The following is an 18,892-nucleotide window of genomic DNA, read 5'->3' on the forward strand; positions in this document are numbered from 1 at the left end:
GAGGGGTGCCGCGTGGTGGCGGCACCCCTCTTGCGTGACTCCTCCGGTCAGCGCGTCTCGGCCCCCGGGGCCTCGGCCGGCGCGGCCTTGCGCAGATCGGCCTTGGCGTCCTTGGGCTCCGCGTCCTTCGCCTCGGTGCCCTTGGCCTCGGCATCCTTCGCCTTGGCGTCCTTGGCCTCGGTGTCCTTGGCCTCGGCGTCGCCCTCGTCACCGCCGGGGGCAGCCGGTTCGACGACCGTCTCCCGGCCCGGCCGCAGCTTCGCGGACAGCACCAGGTAGACCACGGCCAGCACGAAGACCACGATCGAGGTCCAGACGTTCAGCCGCACGCCCAGGATGTGGTGCGCCTCGTCGACCCGCATGTACTCGATCCAGCCGCGGCCCACGCAGTACGCGGCGACGTACAGCGCGAAGGCCCGTCCGTGGCCGAGCGTGAAGCGGCGGTCGGCCCAGATGACCAGCAGCGCGACGCCGATGCACCACAGCGACTCGTAGAGGAAGGTCGGGTGGTAGGTGCCCGCGTCGCGGTTCGGGCCCGCGGTGATCTCCACCGCCCACGGCAGGTCGGTGGCCCGGCCGTACAGCTCCTGGTTGAACCAGTTGCCCCAGCGGCCGCAGGCCTGGGCCAGCGCGATGCCGGGGGCCAGGGCGTCCGCCCAGGCCGGCAGCGGGATGCCGCGCAGCCGGCAGCCGATCCAGGCACCCACCGCGCCCAGCGCGATCGCACCCCAGATGCCGAGGCCGCCCTCCCAGATCTTGAAGGCGTCGACCCAGTTGCGGCCCTCGCCGAAGTACAGCTGGTAGTCGGTGATCACGTGGTAGAGGCGACCGCCGACCAGGCCGAAGGGCACCGCCCACACGGCGATGTCCGCGACCGTGCCCGGCTTGCCGCCGCGCGCGATCCAGCGACGGTTGCCGAGCCAGACGGCGACGAAGACGCCGATGATGATGCAGAACGCGTAGCCGCGGAGCGGGATCGGTCCGAGATGGATCACGCCGGTCGACGGACTGGGGATGTAAGCAATGTCCATGGCAGACATGACGCTACCTTGCCGGGCGGTACCGACGGCAACCCGCCCGGCAAGACGAAACCAAATCCAGACATGGACCGGCCGGTAGCCGGTCCTCGTTCAGTCTCCCGAGGAGCCGGTCGAAGAGCGGTTCGCGGAGCCGTTCGCGGAGCCGTTCGACGCCGTCTTCGAGGCTGACGGCGAGGCCTTCGCTCCGGCCTTCGTCCCGGATCCCGCCGACGGCGAGGCCTTCCCCGCCGCCTTGTCGGCCCCCTTGTCGGCTTCCTTCTCGGCCACGGTTCCGCCGGAGCCCTTGGCCGCCCCCTCCACCTGTTCCTTCAGCTTCTGCGGGGTCACCGGATTGGCCTCGTCGGCGAAGATGTTCTTGCCGTCCAGCAGCACGGTCGGCGTGCCGCGGAACTTCCCGGCGATGAACGCCTCGTGCGATTTGCCCACCCAGGTGTTGTGGGTGCCGTCCTCGACGCACTTGCGGAACGCGGGGGTGTCCAGCCCGTTCACCTTGCCCGCCAGTTCCAGCAGCTTCGCGTTCTTGCCGTAGGCGTCGTCGACCTCCTGCGGCTGGTTCTGGAAGAGGACGTCGTGGTACTCGGCGAACTTGCCGGCGTCCTGGGCGCAGGCCGCCGCGTTCGCACCCTTCAGGGAACCGCTGCCGCCCATGTTCCCGTCGATGAGCTTGACCAGGTGGTAGTCGACCTTGAGCAGGCCCTTGGCCTCCAGCTCGTGGATCGTGTCCCGGTAGTTGTCCTCGAAGGACTTGCAGGCGGGGCAGCGGAAGTCCTCCCACACGGTGAGGGTGGACTTCGCCTCGGCCTTGCCCGTCTGGATGGCGAGGGCGTCCTTGCCGGTGGCCCCGGAGGGGGCGACCACCGGGCCCGCCTTGGAGCTGCCGCTCTTGCCGGTGTTGGCCGCGATCACGCCGACGACGGTCGCCAGAGCCAGGACGCCGACCACCGCCGACGCCACGATGAGGGTCCGCCGGCGCTTGTCCCGGGTCTTCTGCCGCTGGCGCTCCTCCTGGAGTCGCTCCCGGGCCGATCGTTTCGTCGCATCGCGGTTCGCACCGTCGTTCTTCTCGCTCACGTTCCGCCAAACGAAGCAGGGAGGCACTCGCGTGCCTCCCTGCTCCCACTTCCACCCGATCGGGCTACAGAACCCGGTCAGAGTTCCGCGCTTTCTATCGAACGGGGCCCGTCAGCTCCTGCGGACGCCTTCCGCGAGCTCGCCCGCGAGCGCCCGTACGGCGTCCAGCCCGGCGGGCAGGTCCGGCGCGTCCAGCAGCAGCTTCACGAAGGCCGAACCGACGATCACCCCGTCGGCGAAGCCGGCGACCTCCTTGGCCTGCACGGCGTTGGAGACGCCGAGGCCGACGCAGACCGGCAGGTCGGTCGTGGCGCGGGTGCGCCGGACCAGGTCCTGGGCCTGGTTGCCGACCGATTCGCGGGTACCGGTGACCCCCATGAGGGAGGCGGCGTAGACGAAGCCGGAACCGGCGGCCGTGATGGTGGCCAGCCGTGCGTCCTTGCTGCTGGGGGCGACGACGAAGACGGTCGCCAGACCGTGCTTCTCGGCGTGCTCGCGCCACAGCGCGGACTCCTGCACCGGCAGGTCGGGCAGGATGCAGCCGGCGCCGCCCGCCGCCGCCAGCTCGGCCGTGAACCGCTCGACGCCGTAGCGGTCGATGGGGTTCCAGTACGTCATGACCAGGACCGGGGCCCCGGTGGCCTCGTGCGCCTCGCGGACGGTACGGATCACGTCGGCGATCTTGACTCCGCCGCGCAGGGCGATGTCGTCGGCGGTCTGGATGATCGCGCCGTCCAGCACCGGGTCGCTGTGCGGAAGGCCGATCTCGACCACGTCCGCGCCGCCCTCGATGACGGCCTTGACCGCCTCGATGGCGCCGTCGACGGTCGGGAAGCCCGCCGGGAGGTAGGCCACGAGGGCCGCGCGGTCCTCGGACTTCGCCTTGGCGAGCGTGTCGCTCAGCAGCTGGATGTTGCCGTTGCTCACTTCGACTCCCCCTCGGCCTTCTCGCCGTCGTACAGCCCGAAGTAGCGGGCCGCCGTGTCCATGTCCTTGTCGCCGCGGCCGGACAGGTTGACGACCAGCAGGCCGTCCTTGCCCAGCTCCTTGCCGAGGTCCAGGGCGCCCGCGAGGGCGTGCGCCGACTCGATCGCCGGGATGATCCCCTCGGTGCGCGACAGCAGCCGCAGGGCCTGCATCGCGGCGTCGTCGGTGACCGCGCGGTACTCGCCGCGGCCGGAGTCCTTGAGGTAGGAGTGCTCCGGGCCGATGCCCGGGTAGTCCAGACCGGCCGAGATGGAGTACGGCTCGGTGATCTGGCCCTCCTCGTCCTGGAGGACGTACGAGCGGGAGCCGTGCAGGATCCCGGGCTCGCCGGCGGTCAGCGTGGCCGCGTGCTCGCCGGTCTCGACGCCGTGCCCGGCGGGCTCGAAGCCGACCAGGCGGACGCCGGCGTCCGGGATGAAGGCGTGGAAGAGGCCGATGGCGTTCGAGCCGCCGCCGACGCAGGCCGCGACGGCGTCGGGCAGCCGGCCGGCGCGCTCCAGGATCTGGCGGCGGGCCTCGACCCCGATGACCCGGTGGAAGTCGCGGACCATGGCCGGGAAGGGGTGGGGGCCCGCGACCGTACCGAAGAGGTAGTGGGTCCGGTCCACGTTCGCGACCCAGTCGCGGAACGCCTCGTTGATGGCGTCCTTGAGCGTCCGGGAGCCGGACTTCACGGCGATGACCTCGGCGCCCAGCATTCGCATGCGGGCGACGTTCAGCGCCTGGCGCTGGGTGTCGATCTCGCCCATGTAGATGACGCACTCGAGGCCGAAGAGCGCGCAGGCGGTGGCGGTGGCCACGCCGTGCTGGCCGGCGCCGGTCTCGGCGATGACCCGGGTCTTGCCCATGCGCTTGGTGAGCAGCGCCTGGCCCAGCACGTTGTTGATCTTGTGCGAGCCGGTGTGGTTCAGGTCCTCGCGCTTGAGGAAGATCCGCGCGCCGCCCGCGTGCTCGGCGAAGCGGGGCACCTCGGTGAGGGCGCTGGGGCGGCCGGTGTAGTTGACCATCAGGTCGTTGAGCTCGGCCGCGAAGGCCGGGTCGCCCTTGGCCTTCTCGTACTCGACGGCGACCTCGTCCACGGCGGCGACGAGCGCCTCCGGGATGAACTTGCCGCCGAAGTCGCCGAAGTAACCCTCGGCGTTGGGAACGTGACCCTCCGGGTCCGGAATGAAGAACTCGCTGGACATGTCCAGTGCTCCTACGGGTGCGATATGCGGCGGGGTGGATTCACCGTATTGCGCCGCCCGCAAGTACCGCGCACACCCCGCTGGGGGATGTCGCGCGGACGGTGCGGAGCGGCCCGCGCCCGGAGCCGGCCGGCTCGGGCTGCAGGCCGTACGGGAGCAGCTCGCGGCACGGTACGTCTCGCGTACCGGGCCGCGGCGGCCCTCGTTACAGCGCGCCTCCGCGGCGCCATCGCATGCCGTTGACCTGACCGGGCTCGGAGCCGATCACGTACCGGACCCGCCGCCCGTGCACGCGCCGGGCCGGGGCGCGGCAGCCGCGGGGGCGGCAGCCGCGCGCCAGGGGCGCGTGCGCCGTCGGCACGCCGACCGGGCCGCGGCGGAATGCCGGCGGCGCGGACTGCGTGCGGACGGAGGGGAGGTCGGGGGCCATGGGACGGGTCAGCTCCGCCCGTGGCGCAGGGCGGGGTGGGCGCCGGCGGCGACGAGGTCGGCCACGGCCGACTTCGGGTCGCGGCCGGTCACCAGGGACTCCCCGACGAGGACGGCGTCGGCGCCCTCGTTGGCGTAGGCGATCAGGTCGTGCGGCCCGCGGATGCCGGATTCGGCGACCTTGACGATGTGGGCCGGGATCTCTCCGACGACGCGCTCGAAGGTGGAGCGGTCGACCTTGAGGTCCTTGAGGTTGCGGGCGTTGACACCGATGATCTTGGCACCGGCGGCGACCGCGCGCTCCACTTCCTCCTCGTCGTGGACCTCGACGAGCGGGGTGAGACCGATGGACTCGGCCCGCTCGATGAGGGAGACGAGGGCCTCCTGTTCCAGGGCCGCGACGATCAGCAGCACGAGGTCGGCGCCGTAGGCGCGGGCCTCCCAGAGCTGGTACGCCGTGACGATGAAGTCCTTGCGCAGGATCGGGATGTCCACGCGGGCGCGGACGGCCTCCAGGTCGGCCAGCGAGCCGCCGAAACGACGCTGCTCGGTGAGGACGGAGATGACCGCCGCACCGCCCGCCTCGTAGTCGGCGGCGAGCCCTGCCGGATCCGCGATCGCGGCCAGCGCGCCCTTGGAGGGGCTGGAGCGCTTGACCTCGCAGATCACCTTGACGCTGTCGCCGCGCAGGGCAGCGACGCCGTCCTTGGCCTGGGGCGCCTTGGCGGCACGCTCCTTGAGCTCGTCGAGGCTCACGCGGGCCTGCCGTTCGGCAAGGTCTTCGCGGACCCCTTCGATGATCTCGTCGAGCACACTCACGCGAGCGGCCCCCTTCCGGGTCGATGACGGTCGGCCGCCTTGCAGACACGTACAACTGCAAGGTCAGCAATTCAAATGGTATCCGCAGGAGGCCTTGCCCTCCGCACGTGGTTGACGGCGTCCCAGTAACTGGACATCCGGAACCCGGGCTCCATATGGGCTGCTCACGGGGCTCAGGGGGCCAGCATCGACCCGAAGGAAAGATTTCGGACGACGACGAAGACCAGGGCGAGTGCCCCGAGCCCCCACCAGTACCGGCGCCGCAGGACGATCCTGGGGACCGGGCCGCCGCGGAAGGCGCGAACCAGCCACAAGGCCATGAACCCCGCGAAGACGAAGTAGCCCGTGACGGCGAGGGCATTTGCCCCGAAAGCCGTGACCAGATCGCCGTGGGCGAACGCGTGCGCGCTGCGCAGACCGCCGCAGCCCGGGCAGAGGATCCCGGTCAGCCGCAGCAGCGGGCAGACCGGATAGTGGCCCGGCTCGTTGGGGTCCACGGTGCCCACGTATGCAAAGGCGGCCACGGCCCCGGCCAGGTAGGACGCCGGAGCGGCGAGCCTGCGCGCGCGGGACCGCGGGGGCGCAGGGGGCGCCTGGTACGCCGGGGGCACGGCCGGCGGCGGGACATCGGGGGTGCGAGAGGCGTCCACCCGGTGATTCTCTCCGGTCATGGCAAAAGGCGCAGCCCGGCGGGGCCACGCCTTTCGGCTGCGCTGCATCTCGTCGCGTACCTCGTCGGTCGCGTCAGACCTTGGCAGGGACCTTGTTGGCGGCGATGACCTCGGCAAGGTCCTTGTGAGCGGCCTTCGGCGCACCCATGCCCGCGGCCTTCATCGCCATGCCCACGACACCGCCGAGCACCACGACGACGAGACCGGCCCAGAAACCGATCGGGTTCGCGATCACCATGAAGGCGCCGGAGATGCAGAAACCGATGAAGGCGATGATGACACCGGTCCAGGCGGCCGGGGTGTGTCCGTGGCTAGTGCCCGCCATGAGTTGCTCCTCGTTGCTCTGTCGCGCTGCTGTGTCGAACGTGCGGTCTGTGTCGAACGCTCGGTGACCATTGTCCCGCACCGGGGGGCCTCGTCGTCCAGGGGGGTCGGGTCAGCGGGCCGGGCCGGCGGTCGGGTCCGTGGTCGGGTCCTCGCCCCGGTCCAGAGCCTTCCACAGATCTTCCGGCCGGTCCGGATCCACGGCCGCGACGGCGCGCTGACGGGGGCTGCCGTCACGCTCGTAGCGGCCTCCCATCGAGGGCCAGCCCCGGCCGAAGCGCAGCGCCAGCAGCCCGGCGGCCAGGATCAGGACCGCGCCGGCGGCCGTGACGTACGGCCACGTCGTCTGGGTGAGCCCCGCCACGTGCGCGGCGCTGTCCGCGGTCGTACGGGCGGCCTCCGCGTCCAGGGCCCGGCGGCCGTCCGAGCCGAAGAGCGCGGACAGCAGGGCGCCCAGGCCGCTGAGCGCCAGCAGGCCCGACACCAGCAGGCGGCTCTTGCCGCGGACGGCGAAGACGGCGACCAGCGCGGCCAGGCCCACGATGGCCAAGGCGGCCGGGAGACCGGTGACGGCCCGGCCGTCGGCGGCCAGCTGGAGCGAGTCACCGCCGATGGCGGCGGTGCCCCGGGCCCAGGTGCGGCCGGAGGCGAGCAGGACGACGGTGGCGCCGAGCGCGCCCAGCAGCAGCGCGACGGCCACGCTGCGGCGGGCGCTGCGGCTGTCGGGGGCCTCGGGCGCGGACGCGGCATCGTTTCGGGGCGGGGGTACGGCACTCACGTACCCCACTATCCCCTACGCCCTCAGGAGCCGTGGAGGCGGTTCGCCGCTGCCACCGCGCGCAGCACCGCGGCCGCCTTGTTGCGGCACTCCTTGTCCTCCAGCTCGGGCACCGAGTCGGCGACGACACCGGCACCGGCCTGCACGTACGCCGTGCCGTCGCGCAGCAGCGCGGTGCGGATGGCGATGGCCGTGTCGGAGTCCCCGGCGAAGTCCAGGTAGCCCACGCAGCCGCCGTAGAGGCCGCGCCGGGAGGGTTCCAGCTCCTCGATGATCTGCATGGCACGGGGCTTCGGCGCGCCGGAGAGGGTGCCGGCCGGGAAGCAGGCGGTGAGCACGTCGAAGGCGGTCTTCCCCTCGGCCACGCGTCCCGTCACGGTGGAGACGATGTGCATGACGTGGGAGTAGCGCTCGATCGACATGAAGTCGACGACCTCCACCGATCCCGGCTCGCAGACCCGGCCGAGGTCGTTGCGGCCCAGGTCGACGAGCATCAGGTGCTCGGCCCGCTCCTTGGGGTCGGCCATCAGCTCGTCGGCGAGGTCGTTGTCCTCCTGCGGGGTCGCGCCCCGGTGGCGGGTGCCGGCGATGGGGTGGACCATGGCCCGCCCGTCCTCGACCTTGACCAGCGCCTCGGGGCTGGAGCCGACGACGTCGAAGCCGTTCTCGAAGCGGAAGAGGTACATGTACGGGGACGGGTTGGTGGCCCGCAGGACCCGGTAGACGTCCAGCGCGGAGGCCCGGCAGTCGGTCTCGAACCGCTGCGAGGGCACCACCTGGAAGGCCTCGCCGGCCCGGATCCGCTCCTTGATGTCCTCGACGGCCGCCTGGTACTTCTCTCCGCCCCAGAGGGCGGAGAACTCCGGCAGCTCGGAGGCGGGCAGCGGGGCCGGCGTGTACGGGGCGGGCCGTGCGAGGTCGGCCTCCATGGCGTCGAGCCGGGCCACGGCGTCCGCGTGGGCCTCGTCCACGCCCGTGTCGAGGTCGTTGTGGTTGATCGCGTTGGCGATGAGCTGGACGGTGCCGTCCCAGTGGTCCAGGACCGCCAGGTCGGAGGTGAGCAGCATGGTCAGCTCGGGCAGTTCGAGGTCGTCGGCCGTGTGCTCGCCGATCCGCTCCAGGCGGCGCACGATGTCGTAGCCGAGGTAGCCGACCATGCCGCCGGTGAAGGGCGGCATCCCGTACGCGAGGTCGCGGGGGGTGTGCAGGGCCTCGACGGTGGCGCGCAGGGCGTCCAGGGGGTCGCCGTCGGTGGGTACGCCGACGGGCGGGGTGCCGATCCAGTGCGCGCGGCCGTCCCGGGCGGTCAGGGTCGCGTCGCTGCGGACGCCGATGAAGGAGTACCGGGACCAGGAGCGGCCGTTCTCGGCCGACTCCAGCAGGAAGGTGCCGGGGCGTTCGGCGGCCAGCTTGCGGTAGAGCCCCACGGGGGTGTCCCCGTCGGCCAGCAGCTTGCGGCTCACGGGGATGACGCGGCGGTCGGCCGCGAGCTTGCGGAACGTCTCGAGATCCATTGCGTGGGACCCTACCTAGTCGGCTGCGCGGAGGAGGACATCGTCGTCGAAGCAGGTGCGTGCCCCGGTGTGACAGGCGGCTCCGACCTGGTCGACCTTGACGAGCACGGTGTCGGCGTCGCAGTCCAGGGCGACGGACTTCACGTGCTGGAAGTGGCCGGAGGTGTCTCCCTTGACCCAGTACTCCTGGCGGCTGCGGGACCAGTAGGTGCAGCGGCCGGTGGTCAGGGTGCGGTGCAGGGCCTCGTCGTCCATCCAGCCGAGCATGAGCACCTCACCGGTGTCGTACTGCTGGGCGATGGCCGGTACCAGTCCGTCGGCGGAGCGCTTGAGCCGTGCGGCGATGGCGGGATCGAGGGAGCCGGGGCGGGGGGACGTACTCATACGGACATTGTGCCGGGCCGCAATGGTGGTGATGATCCGCGTCCGCCTGATGGGCGGGCACGCGGCGGGTTCCCGCCGTAGGCTGGCCTGCATGTCTACCCATGCGAAGCGTGAACGCCTGTTGCTGGCGGACCTGTTGGAGGCGGCCGGCCCGGAGGCCCCCACGCTGTGCGACGGCTGGACCTGCCGCGAGCTGGCCGCGCACGTCGTCGTCCGGGAGCGGCGGCCGGACGCGGCGGGCGGGATCCTGCTGAACGTGCTGAAGGCCCGCCTGGACAAGGCCATGGAGGAGTACGCGGCCAAACCCTACGAGGAACTGATCCAGCTGATCCGGACCGGCCCGCCGAGGATGTCCGTGTACGCGCTGAAGCAGATCGACGAGGCGGCGAACGCGGTGGAGTTCTTCGTCCACGCGGAGGACGTCCGCCGGGCGCAGCCGGACTGGTCCCCGCGGGAACTGGACCCGGTGTTCTCGGACTCCCTGTGGTCCCGCCTGGAGAAGATGGCCCGCCTGACGGGCCGCCGCTCTCCGGTGGGCCTGGTCCTGCGCCGCCCGAACGGCCAGACGGCGGTGGCGCACAAGGGGGCGCCGGTGGTGACGGTGACGGGCGAGCCGGGCGAACTGACCCTGTTCTGCTTCGGCCGTCAGGACGCTGCCGCGGTCACCCTCGACGGGGAGAAGGAAGCCGTGGCGAAGTTGACGACGGCGAAGCTGGGCATCTGACCACGGCTGCGGCGCCGCTGCGGGGGCCAGCCCCCGGACCCCCGCGCCTCAATCGCCGGCGGGGCTGGATTTTCCAGCCCCGCCGGCGATTGAGGCGCGGGGTGGCTCTAGCGGACCGGGTGGCCCGCCTCCCGCAGCGCGGCCTTGACCTCGGAGATCCGCAGGTCACCGAAGTGGAACACCGAGGCCGCGAGGACCGCGTCGGCGCCCGCCTCGATGGCCGGCGGGAAGTGCTCCAGCCTGCCGGCCCCGCCCGACGCGATCACCGGCACGGTCACGTGCTTGCGCACGGCCGCGATCATCTCGGTGTCGTAGCCGTCCTTCGTGCCGTCCGCGTCCATCGAGTTCAGCAGGATCTCCCCGGCGCCCAGCTCGGCCGCCCGGTGGGCCCACTCGACGGCGTCCATGCCGGTGCCCCGGCGGCCGCCGTGCGTGGTGACCTCGAAGGTGCCGGATGCGGTCCGGCGGGCGTCGACCGACAGGACGAGGACCTGGCGGCCGAAGCGCTCCGCGATCTCCTGGATCAGCTCGGGGCGGGCGATGGCGGCGGTGTTGACGCCGACCTTGTCCGCTCCGGCCCGCAGCAGCTTGTCGACGTCGTCCGCCGTGCGGACGCCGCCGCCCACCGTGAGCGGGATGAAGACCTGCTCGGCGGTCCGCCGCACCACGTCGTACGTGGTCTCGCGGTTGCCGGAGGAGGCAGTGATGTCGAGGAAGGTCAGCTCGTCGGCGCCTTCGGCGTCGTACAGCTTGGCCATCTCCACCGGGTCACCGGCGTCGCGCAGGTTCTGGAAGTTGACGCCCTTGACGACCCGGCCGTTGTCCACGTCCAGGCAGGGGATCACGCGTACGGCGAGGCTCATCCGGACACCGCCTTGTACGCCTCGACCTCCACCTCGACGACCATCGACGGGTCGACGAAGCCGGAGACGATGAGCATGGTCGCGGCCGGGCGGACCGCGTCGAAGAGTTCCTTGTGGGCGCGGCCCACCTCGTCCACGTCGCGGGCGTGCGTCAGGTACATGCGGGTGCGCACGACGTCCTCGGGGCCGAGCCCGGCCTGGGCGAGGGCCTTGAAGGCGACGCCGAAGGCCGCGACGGTCTGGTCGTACGGGCCGCCCGCGTCGGCCGCGGTGCAGCCGGAGACGAGCACGAGCCCGTTCGGAAGCTGCACGGCGCGGGAGTACGCGATGACGTCCTCGTAGGGGCCACCGGAGGAGATGCGGCGTACTTCTGCGGAGCTCATGCGGAGACCACCTTCAGGGCTTCTTCCAGGGTGAAGGCCTTGGCGTACAGGGCCTTGCCGACGATCGCGCCTTCGACGCCCAGCGGCACCAGATCGGCCAGGGCCCGCAGGTCGTCCAGGGAGGAGATGCCGCCGGAGGCGACGACGGGCCGGTCGGTGGCGGCGCAGACGTTCTTCAGCAGCTCCAGGTTGGGGCCGGTGAGCGTGCCGTCCTTGCCGATGTCGGTGACGACGTACCGGGCGCAGCCCTCGGAGTCCAGGCGCGCGAGGGTCTCGTACAGGTCGCCGCCCTCGCTGGTCCAGCCGCGGCCCTTGAGGGTGGTGCCGCGCACGTCGAGACCGACCGCGATCTTGTCGCCGTGCTCGGCGATGGCCTTGGCGGCCCACTCGGGGGTCTCCAGGGCGGCGGTGCCGAGGTTGACGCGGGTGCAGCCGGTGGCGAGGGCCGCGGCGAGCGAGGCGTCGTCGCGGATGCCGCCGGAGAGCTCGACCTTGATGTCCATGGCGCCGGTGATCTCGGCGACCAGGGCGCGGTTGTCACCGGTGCCGAAGGCGGCGTCGAGGTCGACCAGGTGCAGCCATTCGGCGCCGGAGCGCTGCCAGGCGAGGGCCGCCTCCAGCGGGGAGCCGTAGGAGGTCTCGCTGCCGGACACCCCGTGCACGAGGCGGACGGCCTGGCCGTCGCGGACGTCGACCGCGGGGAGGAGTTCCAGCTTCGCTGAGGACACGGTCATCACAGGGTCTCGATCCAGTTGGTGAGGAGCTGGGCGCCGGCGTCGCCGGACTTCTCGGGGTGGAACTGGGTGGCCCACAGGGCCCCGTTCTCCACCGCCGCGACGAAACGTTCGCCGTGGGTGGCCCAGGTGACCTTGGGGGCGCGGATGAGCGGGTTGGTGGTCTCCAGGCTCCACTCGCGCGCCGCGTAGGAGTGCACGAAGTAGAAGCGGGCGTCGGCGTCCAGGCCGGCGAAGGCCTGGCTGTCGGCCGGGGCCTCGACGGTGTTCCAGCCCATGTGGGGGACGATCGGGGCCTTGAGCGGGCCGACCGTGCCGGGCCACTCGTCCAGGCCCTCGGTCTCCACGCCGTGCTCGATGCCGCGCTCGAAGAGGATCTGCATGCCGACGCAGATGCCCATGACGGGGCGGCCGCCGGAGAGCCGACGGCCGATGATCCAGTCGCCGCGGGCCCCGCGCAGGCCCTTCATGCAGGCGGAGAAGGCGCCGACGCCGGGGACGAGGAGTCCGTCGGCGTCCATGGCCTTGTCGTAGTCACGGGTGATCTCGACGTCGGCGCCGACGCGGGCGAGGGCGCGCTCGGCGGAGCGGACGTTGCCGAAGCCGTAGTCGAAGACGACGACCTTCTTGGTGGGGCGTGCTGTGCTCATTCCCAGATTCCTTGGATCCGCAGGACTCCGGCGGCGAGGCACATCGCGGAGCCGATGGCGAGCAGGACGATGACCGACATCGGCATCTTCTGCTTGTGGAAGGAGTAGACGCCGCCGGCCAGGAACAGGCCGAGGACGATCAGGATGGTGTTGAGGCCGTTCACGGCTAGAGGGCGCCCTTCGTGGAGGGCAGGATGCCGGCCGCGCGCGGGTCGAACTCCGCGGCGTAGCGCAAGGCCCGCGCGAGGGCCTTGAACTGGCACTCCACGATGTGGTGGGCATTGCGCCCGTACGGGACGTGGACGTGCAGGGCGATCTGCGCCTGCGCGACGAAGGACTCCAGGATGTGCCGGGTCATCGTGGTGTCGTACTCGCCGATCATCGGCGCCATGTTCTCGGGCTCGGTGTGCACGAGGTACGGGCGGCCGGACAGGTCGACGGTCACCTGGGCGAGGGACTCGTCGAGCGGCACGGTGCAGTTGCCGAAGCGGTAGATGCCGACCTTGTCGCCGAGGGCCTGCTTGAAGGCGGCGCCCAGCGCGAGGGCGGTGTCCTCGATGGTGTGGTGGCTGTCGATGTGCAGGTCGCCGTCCGTCTTGACCGTGAGGTCGAAGAGGCCGTGGCGGCCGAGCTGGTCGAGCATGTGGTCGTAGAAGCCCACGCCCGTCGAGACGTCGACCTTGCCGGTGCCGTCGAGGTTTATCTCGACGAGGACCGAGGTCTCCTTGGTGGTCCGTTCGACCCGTCCGATGCGGCTCATGCGTGCTGCTCCTTCTTCAGTGCGCGAACCGCTTCCAGGAACGCGTCGTTCTCTGCCGGGGTGCCGGCGGTGACGCGCAGCCACCCCGGTACTCCGTTGTCACGGACCAGGACACCCTGGTCGAGGATCTTCTGCCATGCGGTGTGGGAGTCATCGAACTTCCCGAACTGGATGAAGTTCGCGTCGGACTCGGTGACCTCGTAGCCGACGGCCCGCAGTTCGACGACCAGCCGGTCCCGCTCGGCCTTGAGCTGCTCCACGTAGCCGAGCAGGGTGTCGGTGTGCTCCAGGGCGGCCAGCGCGGTGGCCTGGGTGACGGCCGACAGGTGGTACGGCAGGCGCACCAGCTGGACGGCGTCGACGACGGCGGGGTGCGCGGCCAGGTAGCCCAGGCGCAGGCCGGCCGCGCCGAAGGCCTTGGACATGGTCCGGGAGACCACCATGTTCGGGCGGCCTTCGATGAGGGGCAGCAGCGAGTCGCGGTGGCTGAACTCGACGTACGCCTCGTCCACGATGACCAGCGAGGGCTTGGCCGCCTGCGCGGCCTCGTAGAGGGCGAGGACGGTCTCCGCCTCGACCGCGGTACCCGTGGGGTTGTTGGGCGAGGTGATGAAGACGACGTCGGGGGCGTTCTCGGCGATCGCCCGTTCCGCCGCCGCCACGTCGATGGTGAAGTCCTCCCGGCGCGGGCCGGAGATCCAGCGGGTGCCGGTGCCGCGGGAGATCAGCGCGTGCATCGAGTACGAGGGCTCGAAGCCGATCGCGGTGCGGCCGGGCCCGCCGAAGGTCTGCAGCAGCTGCTGGATGACCTCGTTGGAGCCGTTGGCGGCCCATACGTTCTCCCGCGCGACCGGGTGCTTGGCCGTACGGGTGAGGTAGGCGGCCAGCTGGGTGCGCAGCTCGACCGCGTCCCGGTCGGGGTAGCGGTTGAGGGTGCGGGCGGCCTCGGCCACCCGCTCGGCGATCCGCGCGACGAGCTCGGCGGGGAGCTCGTAGGGGTTCTCGTTGGTGTTCAGCTGGACGGGCACGTCGAGCTGGGGGGCGCCGTACGGGGTCTTGCCGCGGAGCTCGTCCCGGATGGGGAGGTCGTCGATGCCGGTCACGCCTGGGGAACCTTCCATCCGAAGCGGGCCTTGAGGGCGGCGCCGTGCGCCGGCAGGTCCTCGGCCTCCGCGAGGGTCACCACGTGGTGGGTGACCTCGGCGAGGGCGTCCCGCGTGTAGTCGACGATGTGGATGCCGCGCAGGAAGGACTGCACGGACAGGCCGGAGGAGTGGCAGGCGCAGCCGCCGGTGGGCAGCACGTGGTTCGACCCGGCGCAGTAGTCGCCGAGCGAGACCGGGGCCCACGGGCCGACGAAGATCGCGCCGGCGTTGCGGACGCGGGCGGCCCAGGCCGCGGCGTCCGCGGTCTGGATCTCCAGGTGCTCGGCGCCGTACGCGTCGACGACCTTGAGGCCGTCCTCCAGGCTGTCGACCAGCACGATCGCGGACTGCTTGCCGGCGAGCGCGGGCTTGATCCGGTCCTCGACGTGCTTGGTCGCGGCGACCTGCGGCTCCAGCTCCCGCTCGACCGCGTCCGCGAGCTCGGCGGAGTCGGTGACGAGGACGGCGGCGGCCAGCGGGTCGTGCTCGGCCTGGCTGATCAGGTCGGCGGCGACGTGCACCGGGTCGGCCGTGGAGTCCGCGAGGACCGCGATCTCCGTCGGGCCGGCCTCGGTGTCGATGCCGATCTTCCCGGTGAAGTAGCGCTTGGCTGCGGCGACCCAGATGTTGCCGGGGCCGGTCACCATGTTCACGGGCAGGCAGTCCTCCGTGCCGTACGCGAACATCGCGACGGCCACGGCGCCGCCCGCCGCGTACACCTCGTCCACGCCGAGCAGCGCGCACGCGGCGAGGATCGTCGGGTGCGGCAGGCCGTCGAACTCCTTCTGCGGCGGGGACGCGAGCGCGATGGACTCGACGCCCGCCTCCTGGGCCGGGACGACGTTCATCACGACGGAGGAGGGGTACACCGAACGGCCGCCCGGGGCGTACAGCCCCACGCGCTCCACGGGAACCCACTTCTCGGTCACGGTGCCGCCGGGGACCACCTGGGTGGTGTGCTCGGTGCGGCGCTGGTTGCGGTGCACGATCCGGGCGCGCCGGATCGACTCCTCCAGGGCGGCGCGGACGGCCGGGTCCAGCTGCTCCAGGGCGGCCTTGATGGCCTCCGCGGGTACCCGGACCTGCGAAAGCTCGACTCCGTCGAACTTCTGCGCGTACTCGATCAGCGCCGCCGTGCCACGATGATGGACGTCCTCGCAGATGGGCCGCACCTTCTCCAGGGCAGCTTCTACGTCGAACTCGGCACGGGGCAGCAGATCGCGCAGGGCGCCACCCTCGGGGAGGGCGTCACCGCGCAGGTCGATACGAGAGATCACCTCCCAATTCTCTCAGACCGCCTCACGCCGCCGTTCGCCCGTATCACTGGCTGATACACGCCCCGGATGTCACAGGTGCCCGTTAGCGTTCCCCTACACGTACATGATCAGCGGAGGGGGGCCGCCGTGACCGAGGCGCGCGCGGGCGAGGAACCGGCGGATCTCACCGCTTCCGAGCGCCGCATGTGGGAGGCGTTCCGCACCGGCAGCATCTGCGACCTCAGCGCCCGCACCGCCGAGCATGACGATCCGCACGCCGACGGCGTCTGGGGGCCCGGGCGCAGCGTCCGTGCCCGGGTGGTCGCCCTGCTGCTGCTCCACGGGCCGCCGCCGGTGCCGGGCCGGGTGGCCTCCCTCAAGCTGCGCGGGGTGCGGATCACCGGGCGGCTGGATCTGTCCGGTGGCACGGTGGCCCCGTACGTGGAGCTCCAGTCCTGCCGCTTCGACAGCGAGATCCAGCTGTCCGAGGCACGCTTCGGCACCCTGCGCCTGATCAACTGCGCGATTCCGCGGCTGGAGGCGGCCCGCCTGCACACGGAGGGCGATCTGCACCTGCCGCGCTGCCGGGTGGCGCGCGGGATCCGGCTGACCGACGCCCAGATCGGCACCGATCTGCTGGTCAGCCAGGCCGTGGTGCAGAGGGACAGCAAGGGCCGGGCCGTGGCGGCCGACGGGATGTCGGTCGCGCAGGACTTCCAGGGCGAGCTGCTGGAGACGTACGGGGAGGTGAGCCTGCGCGGCGCCAAGGTCGGCGTGTCGATGAACCTGCGCGGGGCCCGCCTGCGCAACCCCTCGGGGCGGTTCGCGCTGAACGCCCCGCAGCTGACCGTCGAGCGGACCCTGTACCTGACCTCGATCGCGCTGGGCTACGTGCAGGGCGGCGACGGCTCCTCCACTCCCCCGTACGGGCTGGGGCCGACCCCGGTGCGCGGCCAGCGGGCGCAGCGCTTCGAGTGCCGGGGCGGGCTGCGGCTGGACGACGGCCGCTTCGGCGACGCCATCGACTTCTACGGCGCGCGGTTCGAGCTCACGGAGGAGCAGGAGATCTCCCTGCGCCGGATCCAGACCCCCGAGTTCCGCTTCGTCGGCGAGCGGCCGGAGCGCGGGCGCGTCGTGGTGTCCGGGGCCAAGGTGGTCAAGCTCGTCGACACCTCCACGAGCTGGCCGGGCCCGGGCGGAGTGTCCATCGAGGGATTCGTCTACGAGAACCTCGCGCCGCGCGGCCACTTCCCCCTCGCCCGGCGCCTCGCCTGGGTGGCGGCGGCCACCCCCGAGTACTCGCCGGAACCGTACGAGCGGCTGGCCGCCGTCCTGCGGGCCAGCGGCGAGGACCAGGACGCCCGCGAGGTGCTGCTGGCCAAGCAGCGCCGGCGCCGGGCCACGCTGCCGCCGGGGCCGAAGGCGTGGGGGTACCTCCAGGACTGGACGGTGGTCTACGGGTACCGCCCGGGCCGCGCCGCGCTGTGGATGGCGGTGCTGTGGGCGGCGGGCGCGCTGATGTTCTCCCAGCTCGATCCGCCGGCCATCAAGGAGGACGAGCATCCGCAGTGGAGCGCCGCCCTGTACGCGCTGGATCTGCTCCTCCCGGTGATCGACCTCGGCCAGCAGGGCCAGTGGAAGCTGGAGGGCGGCTGGCAGTGGGGGGCGGCAGGCCTCGTCATCATGGGCTGGATCCTGGCCACGACGGTGGCCGCGGGGGCGTCCCGGCTGCTGCGGCGGGGGTGACGGGTCCTGTGCCCGGGCCATTACCCTGTGCCTCGTGACCACCGTTCGCCTGCCCCTCTTCCCGCTGAACTCGGTGCTGTTCCCGGGACTCGTCCTCCCGCTGAACATCTTCGAGGAGCGTTATCGCGCCATGATGCGCGAGCTGCTGAAGACGGGCGAGGAGGAACCGCGCCGGTTCGCCGTCGTCGCGATCCGCGACGGCCGGGAGGTGGCGCCGACCGCGCCCGGTCTGCCGGACCAGACCGCCGTGCCCGAGCGGGGCCCCGCCGCGGGCTTCGGCTCCGACCCGATCCAGGCCTTCCACCGGGTGGGCTGCATCGCGGACGCGGCGACGATCCGGGAGCGGGAGGACGGCAGCTTCGAGGTCCTGGCGACCGGCACGACGCGGGTCCGCCTGCTCTCGGTCGACTCCTCCGGCCCCTTCCTCACGGCCGAGCTGGAAGAGCTCCCGGAGGACTCGGGCGACGGCGCGGGTGTCCTGGCCGAGGGGGTGCTGCGGGCGTTCCGCAACTACCAGAAGCGGCTGGCGGGGGCCCGTGAGCGGTCCCTGACGGGCGCGGAGCTCCCCGACGAGCCGTCGGTGGTCTCCTACCTTGTGGCTGCCGCGGCGGTGCTGGACATCCCCGCGAAGCAGCGGCTGCTGCAGGCCCCGGACACCGCGACCCGGCTGGCGGAGGAACTGAAGCTGCTGCGCACGGAGACGGCGGTGATCCGCCACCTCCCGTCCCTGCCGGCGGTGGACCTGACCCGTTCCCCGACCAGCCCGAACTGACGGACGAGGCGATGGCGAAGAAGACCAAGCAGGCGGCCGGCACCCCGGCGATCGTGGCCCTCACGACGGCGGGCGTCCCGTTCACCACTCACGCGTACGAGCACGACCCGGCGCACCCCTCGTACGGCGAGGAGGCGGCGCAGGCGCTCGGAGTCTCGCCCTCGCAGGTGTTCAAGACCCTCGTCGCCGACGTGGACGGGGTCCTGACGGTGGCGGTGGTCCCGGTCTCGGGGTCGCTGGACCTGAAGGCGCTGGCGACGGCGGCCGGCGGCAAGCGGGCGGCGATGGCCGATCCCGCGCTGGCGGAGCGCACCACGGGCTACGTGCGCGGCGGCATCTCGCCTCTGGGGCAGCGCAAGCGTCTGCGTACGGTGATCGACGCGTCCGCCTCGGGACACGCCACCATCTGCGTCTCGGCGGGCCGCCGGGGCCTGGAGGTCGAGCTCGCCCCGTCGGACCTGGCCTCCCTCACCTCGGCCGTGCTGGCCCCGATCGCCCGCGGCTAGGTCGTCTCTTTCGGATCTTGTCGGTTAAGCCCGCGTCGTCTGGTGCCGTGCATCGCAAGGCGGAGGGGCGCCCGAGTACTGGACGTACTCGGGCGCCCCGACAACGCGGCGAGGTGCGGTGCCAGGCGGCGCGGGGCAGACCAGATCCG

Annotated in this window: 23 protein-coding genes; 4 read left to right on the forward strand and 19 right to left on the reverse strand. The window is 71.9% G+C overall.

Features of this window, described 5'->3' with window-relative positions:
* Window positions 1-47: 47 nt before the first annotated feature.
* The 11 genes from lgt to hisI all read right to left on the reverse strand — a co-directional run bounded on the left by lgt (window position 48) and on the right by hisI (window position 9,204).
* Window positions 48-1,031 carry a prolipoprotein diacylglyceryl transferase gene (gene lgt / locus OG472_RS14220; protein ID WP_401601152.1) on the reverse strand — a complete coding sequence of 328 codons (984 nt, stop codon included), beginning with the start codon at window positions 1,029-1,031 and terminating at the stop codon, window positions 48-50.
* Window positions 1,032-1,130: 99 nt separating this feature from the next.
* The gene (locus OG472_RS14225) at window positions 1,131-2,111 is read right to left on the reverse strand and encodes a DsbA family protein (RefSeq protein ID WP_401601154.1); all 981 of its coding nucleotides are present in this window, start codon (window positions 2,109-2,111) and stop codon (window positions 1,131-1,133) included.
* 111 nt (window positions 2,112-2,222) lie between these two features.
* Entirely contained in the window at window positions 2,223-3,038 is an 816-nt protein-coding gene (gene trpA / locus OG472_RS14230; RefSeq protein WP_383575494.1) for a tryptophan synthase subunit alpha, read from the reverse strand.
* Entirely contained in the window at window positions 3,035-4,285 is a 1,251-nt protein-coding gene (gene trpB, locus OG472_RS14235) for a tryptophan synthase subunit beta (RefSeq protein WP_383575492.1), read from the reverse strand. Before trpB ends, trpA begins: the two co-directional genes overlap by 4 nt.
* 205 nt (window positions 4,286-4,490) lie before the next feature.
* The gene (gene trpM, locus OG472_RS14240; protein WP_405829730.1) at window positions 4,491-4,715 is read right to left on the reverse strand and encodes a tryptophan biosynthesis modulator TrpM; all 225 of its coding nucleotides are present in this window, start codon (window positions 4,713-4,715) and stop codon (window positions 4,491-4,493) included.
* Window positions 4,716-4,723: 8 nt separating this feature from the next.
* Window positions 4,724-5,533 (reverse strand): indole-3-glycerol phosphate synthase TrpC, encoded by an 810-nt coding sequence (gene trpC, locus OG472_RS14245; protein ID WP_243330285.1) that lies wholly within the window; start codon window positions 5,531-5,533, stop codon window positions 4,724-4,726.
* 173 nt (window positions 5,534-5,706) lie between these two features.
* A complete protein-coding gene (locus tag OG472_RS14250) occupies window positions 5,707-6,204 on the reverse strand; it encodes a DUF2752 domain-containing protein (RefSeq protein ID WP_405829732.1) in 498 nt (165 codons plus the stop codon).
* Window positions 6,205-6,277: 73 nt separating this feature from the next.
* On the reverse strand, window positions 6,278-6,529 hold the full coding sequence (locus tag OG472_RS14255) for an HGxxPAAW family protein (protein WP_383575486.1): 252 nt from the start codon (window positions 6,527-6,529) through the stop codon (window positions 6,278-6,280).
* Between the two features lie 111 nt (window positions 6,530-6,640).
* A complete protein-coding gene (locus OG472_RS14260) occupies window positions 6,641-7,315 on the reverse strand; it encodes a TIGR02234 family membrane protein (protein ID WP_401601161.1) in 675 nt (224 codons plus the stop codon).
* Window positions 7,316-7,329: 14 nt separating this feature from the next.
* On the reverse strand, window positions 7,330-8,820 hold the full coding sequence (locus OG472_RS14265; protein ID WP_401601163.1) for an anthranilate synthase component I: 1,491 nt from the start codon (window positions 8,818-8,820) through the stop codon (window positions 7,330-7,332).
* Window positions 8,821-8,835: 15 nt separating this feature from the next.
* Window positions 8,836-9,204, reverse strand: coding sequence for a phosphoribosyl-AMP cyclohydrolase (hisI, locus tag OG472_RS14270; RefSeq protein WP_319721786.1), 369 nt, complete (start codon window positions 9,202-9,204; stop codon window positions 8,836-8,838).
* A 91-nt stretch (window positions 9,205-9,295) separates the two neighbouring features.
* On the opposite strand from hisI, the gene OG472_RS14275 reads away from it, so the two are divergent.
* Window positions 9,296-9,928: a TIGR03085 family metal-binding protein gene (locus OG472_RS14275; RefSeq protein WP_401601165.1), complete on the forward strand. Its 633-nt coding sequence runs from the start codon at window positions 9,296-9,298 to the stop codon at window positions 9,926-9,928.
* Window positions 9,929-10,035: 107 nt separating this feature from the next.
* On the opposite strand, the gene hisF is transcribed toward OG472_RS14275, so the two are convergent.
* The 8 genes from hisF to hisD are packed head-to-tail and all read right to left on the reverse strand — an operon-like array spanning window position 10,036 to window position 15,740.
* On the reverse strand, window positions 10,036-10,791 hold the full coding sequence (gene hisF / locus OG472_RS14280; RefSeq protein WP_405941514.1) for an imidazole glycerol phosphate synthase subunit HisF: 756 nt from the start codon (window positions 10,789-10,791) through the stop codon (window positions 10,036-10,038).
* Window positions 10,788-11,174, reverse strand: coding sequence for a RidA family protein (locus OG472_RS14285; protein ID WP_383575476.1), 387 nt, complete (start codon window positions 11,172-11,174; stop codon window positions 10,788-10,790). The genes hisF and OG472_RS14285 overlap by 4 nt, the downstream gene beginning before the upstream one ends.
* On the reverse strand, window positions 11,171-11,908 hold the full coding sequence (gene priA, locus OG472_RS14290) for a bifunctional 1-(5-phosphoribosyl)-5-((5-phosphoribosylamino)methylideneamino)imidazole-4-carboxamide isomerase/phosphoribosylanthranilate isomerase PriA (protein ID WP_401601172.1): 738 nt from the start codon (window positions 11,906-11,908) through the stop codon (window positions 11,171-11,173). The genes OG472_RS14285 and priA overlap by 4 nt, the downstream gene beginning before the upstream one ends.
* A complete protein-coding gene (gene hisH, locus OG472_RS14295) occupies window positions 11,908-12,558 on the reverse strand; it encodes an imidazole glycerol phosphate synthase subunit HisH (RefSeq protein ID WP_383575472.1) in 651 nt (216 codons plus the stop codon). The genes priA and hisH overlap by 1 nt, the downstream gene beginning before the upstream one ends.
* On the reverse strand, window positions 12,555-12,722 hold the full coding sequence (locus tag OG472_RS14300) for a hypothetical protein (protein ID WP_030707277.1): 168 nt from the start codon (window positions 12,720-12,722) through the stop codon (window positions 12,555-12,557). Before OG472_RS14300 ends, hisH begins: the two co-directional genes overlap by 4 nt.
* A 2-nt stretch (window positions 12,723-12,724) precedes the next feature.
* Complete coding sequence (hisB, locus tag OG472_RS14305) at window positions 12,725-13,318, reverse strand: imidazoleglycerol-phosphate dehydratase HisB (protein WP_030707279.1); 594 nt, start codon at window positions 13,316-13,318, stop codon at window positions 12,725-12,727.
* Complete coding sequence (locus OG472_RS14310) at window positions 13,315-14,421, reverse strand: histidinol-phosphate transaminase (RefSeq protein ID WP_401601179.1); 1,107 nt, start codon at window positions 14,419-14,421, stop codon at window positions 13,315-13,317. The genes hisB and OG472_RS14310 overlap by 4 nt, the downstream gene beginning before the upstream one ends.
* The gene (gene hisD / locus OG472_RS14315) at window positions 14,418-15,740 is read right to left on the reverse strand and encodes a histidinol dehydrogenase (RefSeq protein ID WP_401601181.1); all 1,323 of its coding nucleotides are present in this window, start codon (window positions 15,738-15,740) and stop codon (window positions 14,418-14,420) included. The genes OG472_RS14310 and hisD overlap by 4 nt, the downstream gene beginning before the upstream one ends.
* Window positions 15,741-15,866: 126 nt before the next feature.
* Between hisD and OG472_RS14320 the strand changes: the two genes are divergently transcribed.
* From OG472_RS14320 to ybaK, 3 genes are read left to right on the forward strand one after another with little or no spacing between them, the layout of a single operon-like run.
* Window positions 15,867-17,465, forward strand: a complete 1,599-nt coding sequence (locus tag OG472_RS14320; protein WP_405941515.1) for an oxidoreductase — start codon at window positions 15,867-15,869, stop codon at window positions 17,463-17,465.
* 34 nt (window positions 17,466-17,499) lie between these two features.
* Entirely contained in the window at window positions 17,500-18,237 is a 738-nt protein-coding gene (locus OG472_RS14325; RefSeq protein WP_383575463.1) for an LON peptidase substrate-binding domain-containing protein, read from the forward strand.
* Window positions 18,238-18,248: 11 nt separating this feature from the next.
* Window positions 18,249-18,743 (forward strand): Cys-tRNA(Pro) deacylase, encoded by a 495-nt coding sequence (gene ybaK / locus OG472_RS14330; RefSeq protein ID WP_401601189.1) that lies wholly within the window; start codon window positions 18,249-18,251, stop codon window positions 18,741-18,743.
* The last annotated feature ends 149 nt before the right edge of the window (window positions 18,744-18,892 follow it).

Source organism: Streptomyces sp. NBC_00207, from assembly GCF_045160965.1.
Classification (GTDB): domain Bacteria; phylum Actinomycetota; class Actinomycetes; order Streptomycetales; family Streptomycetaceae; genus Streptomyces.

Excerpts from the sequence above, each read along its gene's own strand:
- lgt (WP_401601152.1), bottom strand. The coding sequence starts at position 1,031 with ATGGACATTGCTTACATCCCCAGTCCGTCGACCGGCGTGATCCATCTC.
- trpB (WP_383575492.1), bottom strand. The coding sequence starts at position 4,285 with ATGTCCAGCGAGTTCTTCATTCCGGACCCGGAGGGTCACGTTCCCAAC.
- trpM (WP_405829730.1), bottom strand. The coding sequence starts at position 4,715 with ATGGCCCCCGACCTCCCCTCCGTCCGCACGCAGTCCGCGCCGCCGGCA.
- OG472_RS14250 (WP_405829732.1), bottom strand. The coding sequence starts at position 6,204 with ATGACCGGAGAGAATCACCGGGTGGACGCCTCTCGCACCCCCGATGTC.
- OG472_RS14255 (WP_383575486.1), bottom strand. The coding sequence starts at position 6,529 with ATGGCGGGCACTAGCCACGGACACACCCCGGCCGCCTGGACCGGTGTC.
- OG472_RS14265 (WP_401601163.1), bottom strand. The coding sequence starts at position 8,820 with ATGGATCTCGAGACGTTCCGCAAGCTCGCGGCCGACCGCCGCGTCATC.
- hisI (WP_319721786.1), bottom strand. The coding sequence starts at position 9,204 with ATGAGTACGTCCCCCCGCCCCGGCTCCCTCGATCCCGCCATCGCCGCA.
- OG472_RS14275 (WP_401601165.1), top strand. The coding sequence starts at position 9,296 with ATGTCTACCCATGCGAAGCGTGAACGCCTGTTGCTGGCGGACCTGTTG.
- hisF (WP_405941514.1), bottom strand. The coding sequence starts at position 10,791 with ATGAGCCTCGCCGTACGCGTGATCCCCTGCCTGGACGTGGACAACGGC.
- OG472_RS14285 (WP_383575476.1), bottom strand. The coding sequence starts at position 11,174 with ATGAGCTCCGCAGAAGTACGCCGCATCTCCTCCGGTGGCCCCTACGAG.
- priA (WP_401601172.1), bottom strand. The coding sequence starts at position 11,908 with ATGACCGTGTCCTCAGCGAAGCTGGAACTCCTCCCCGCGGTCGACGTC.
- hisH (WP_383575472.1), bottom strand. The coding sequence starts at position 12,558 with ATGAGCACAGCACGCCCCACCAAGAAGGTCGTCGTCTTCGACTACGGC.
- hisB (WP_030707279.1), bottom strand. The coding sequence starts at position 13,318 with ATGAGCCGCATCGGACGGGTCGAACGGACCACCAAGGAGACCTCGGTC.
- ybaK (WP_401601189.1), top strand. The coding sequence starts at position 18,249 with ATGGCGAAGAAGACCAAGCAGGCGGCCGGCACCCCGGCGATCGTGGCC.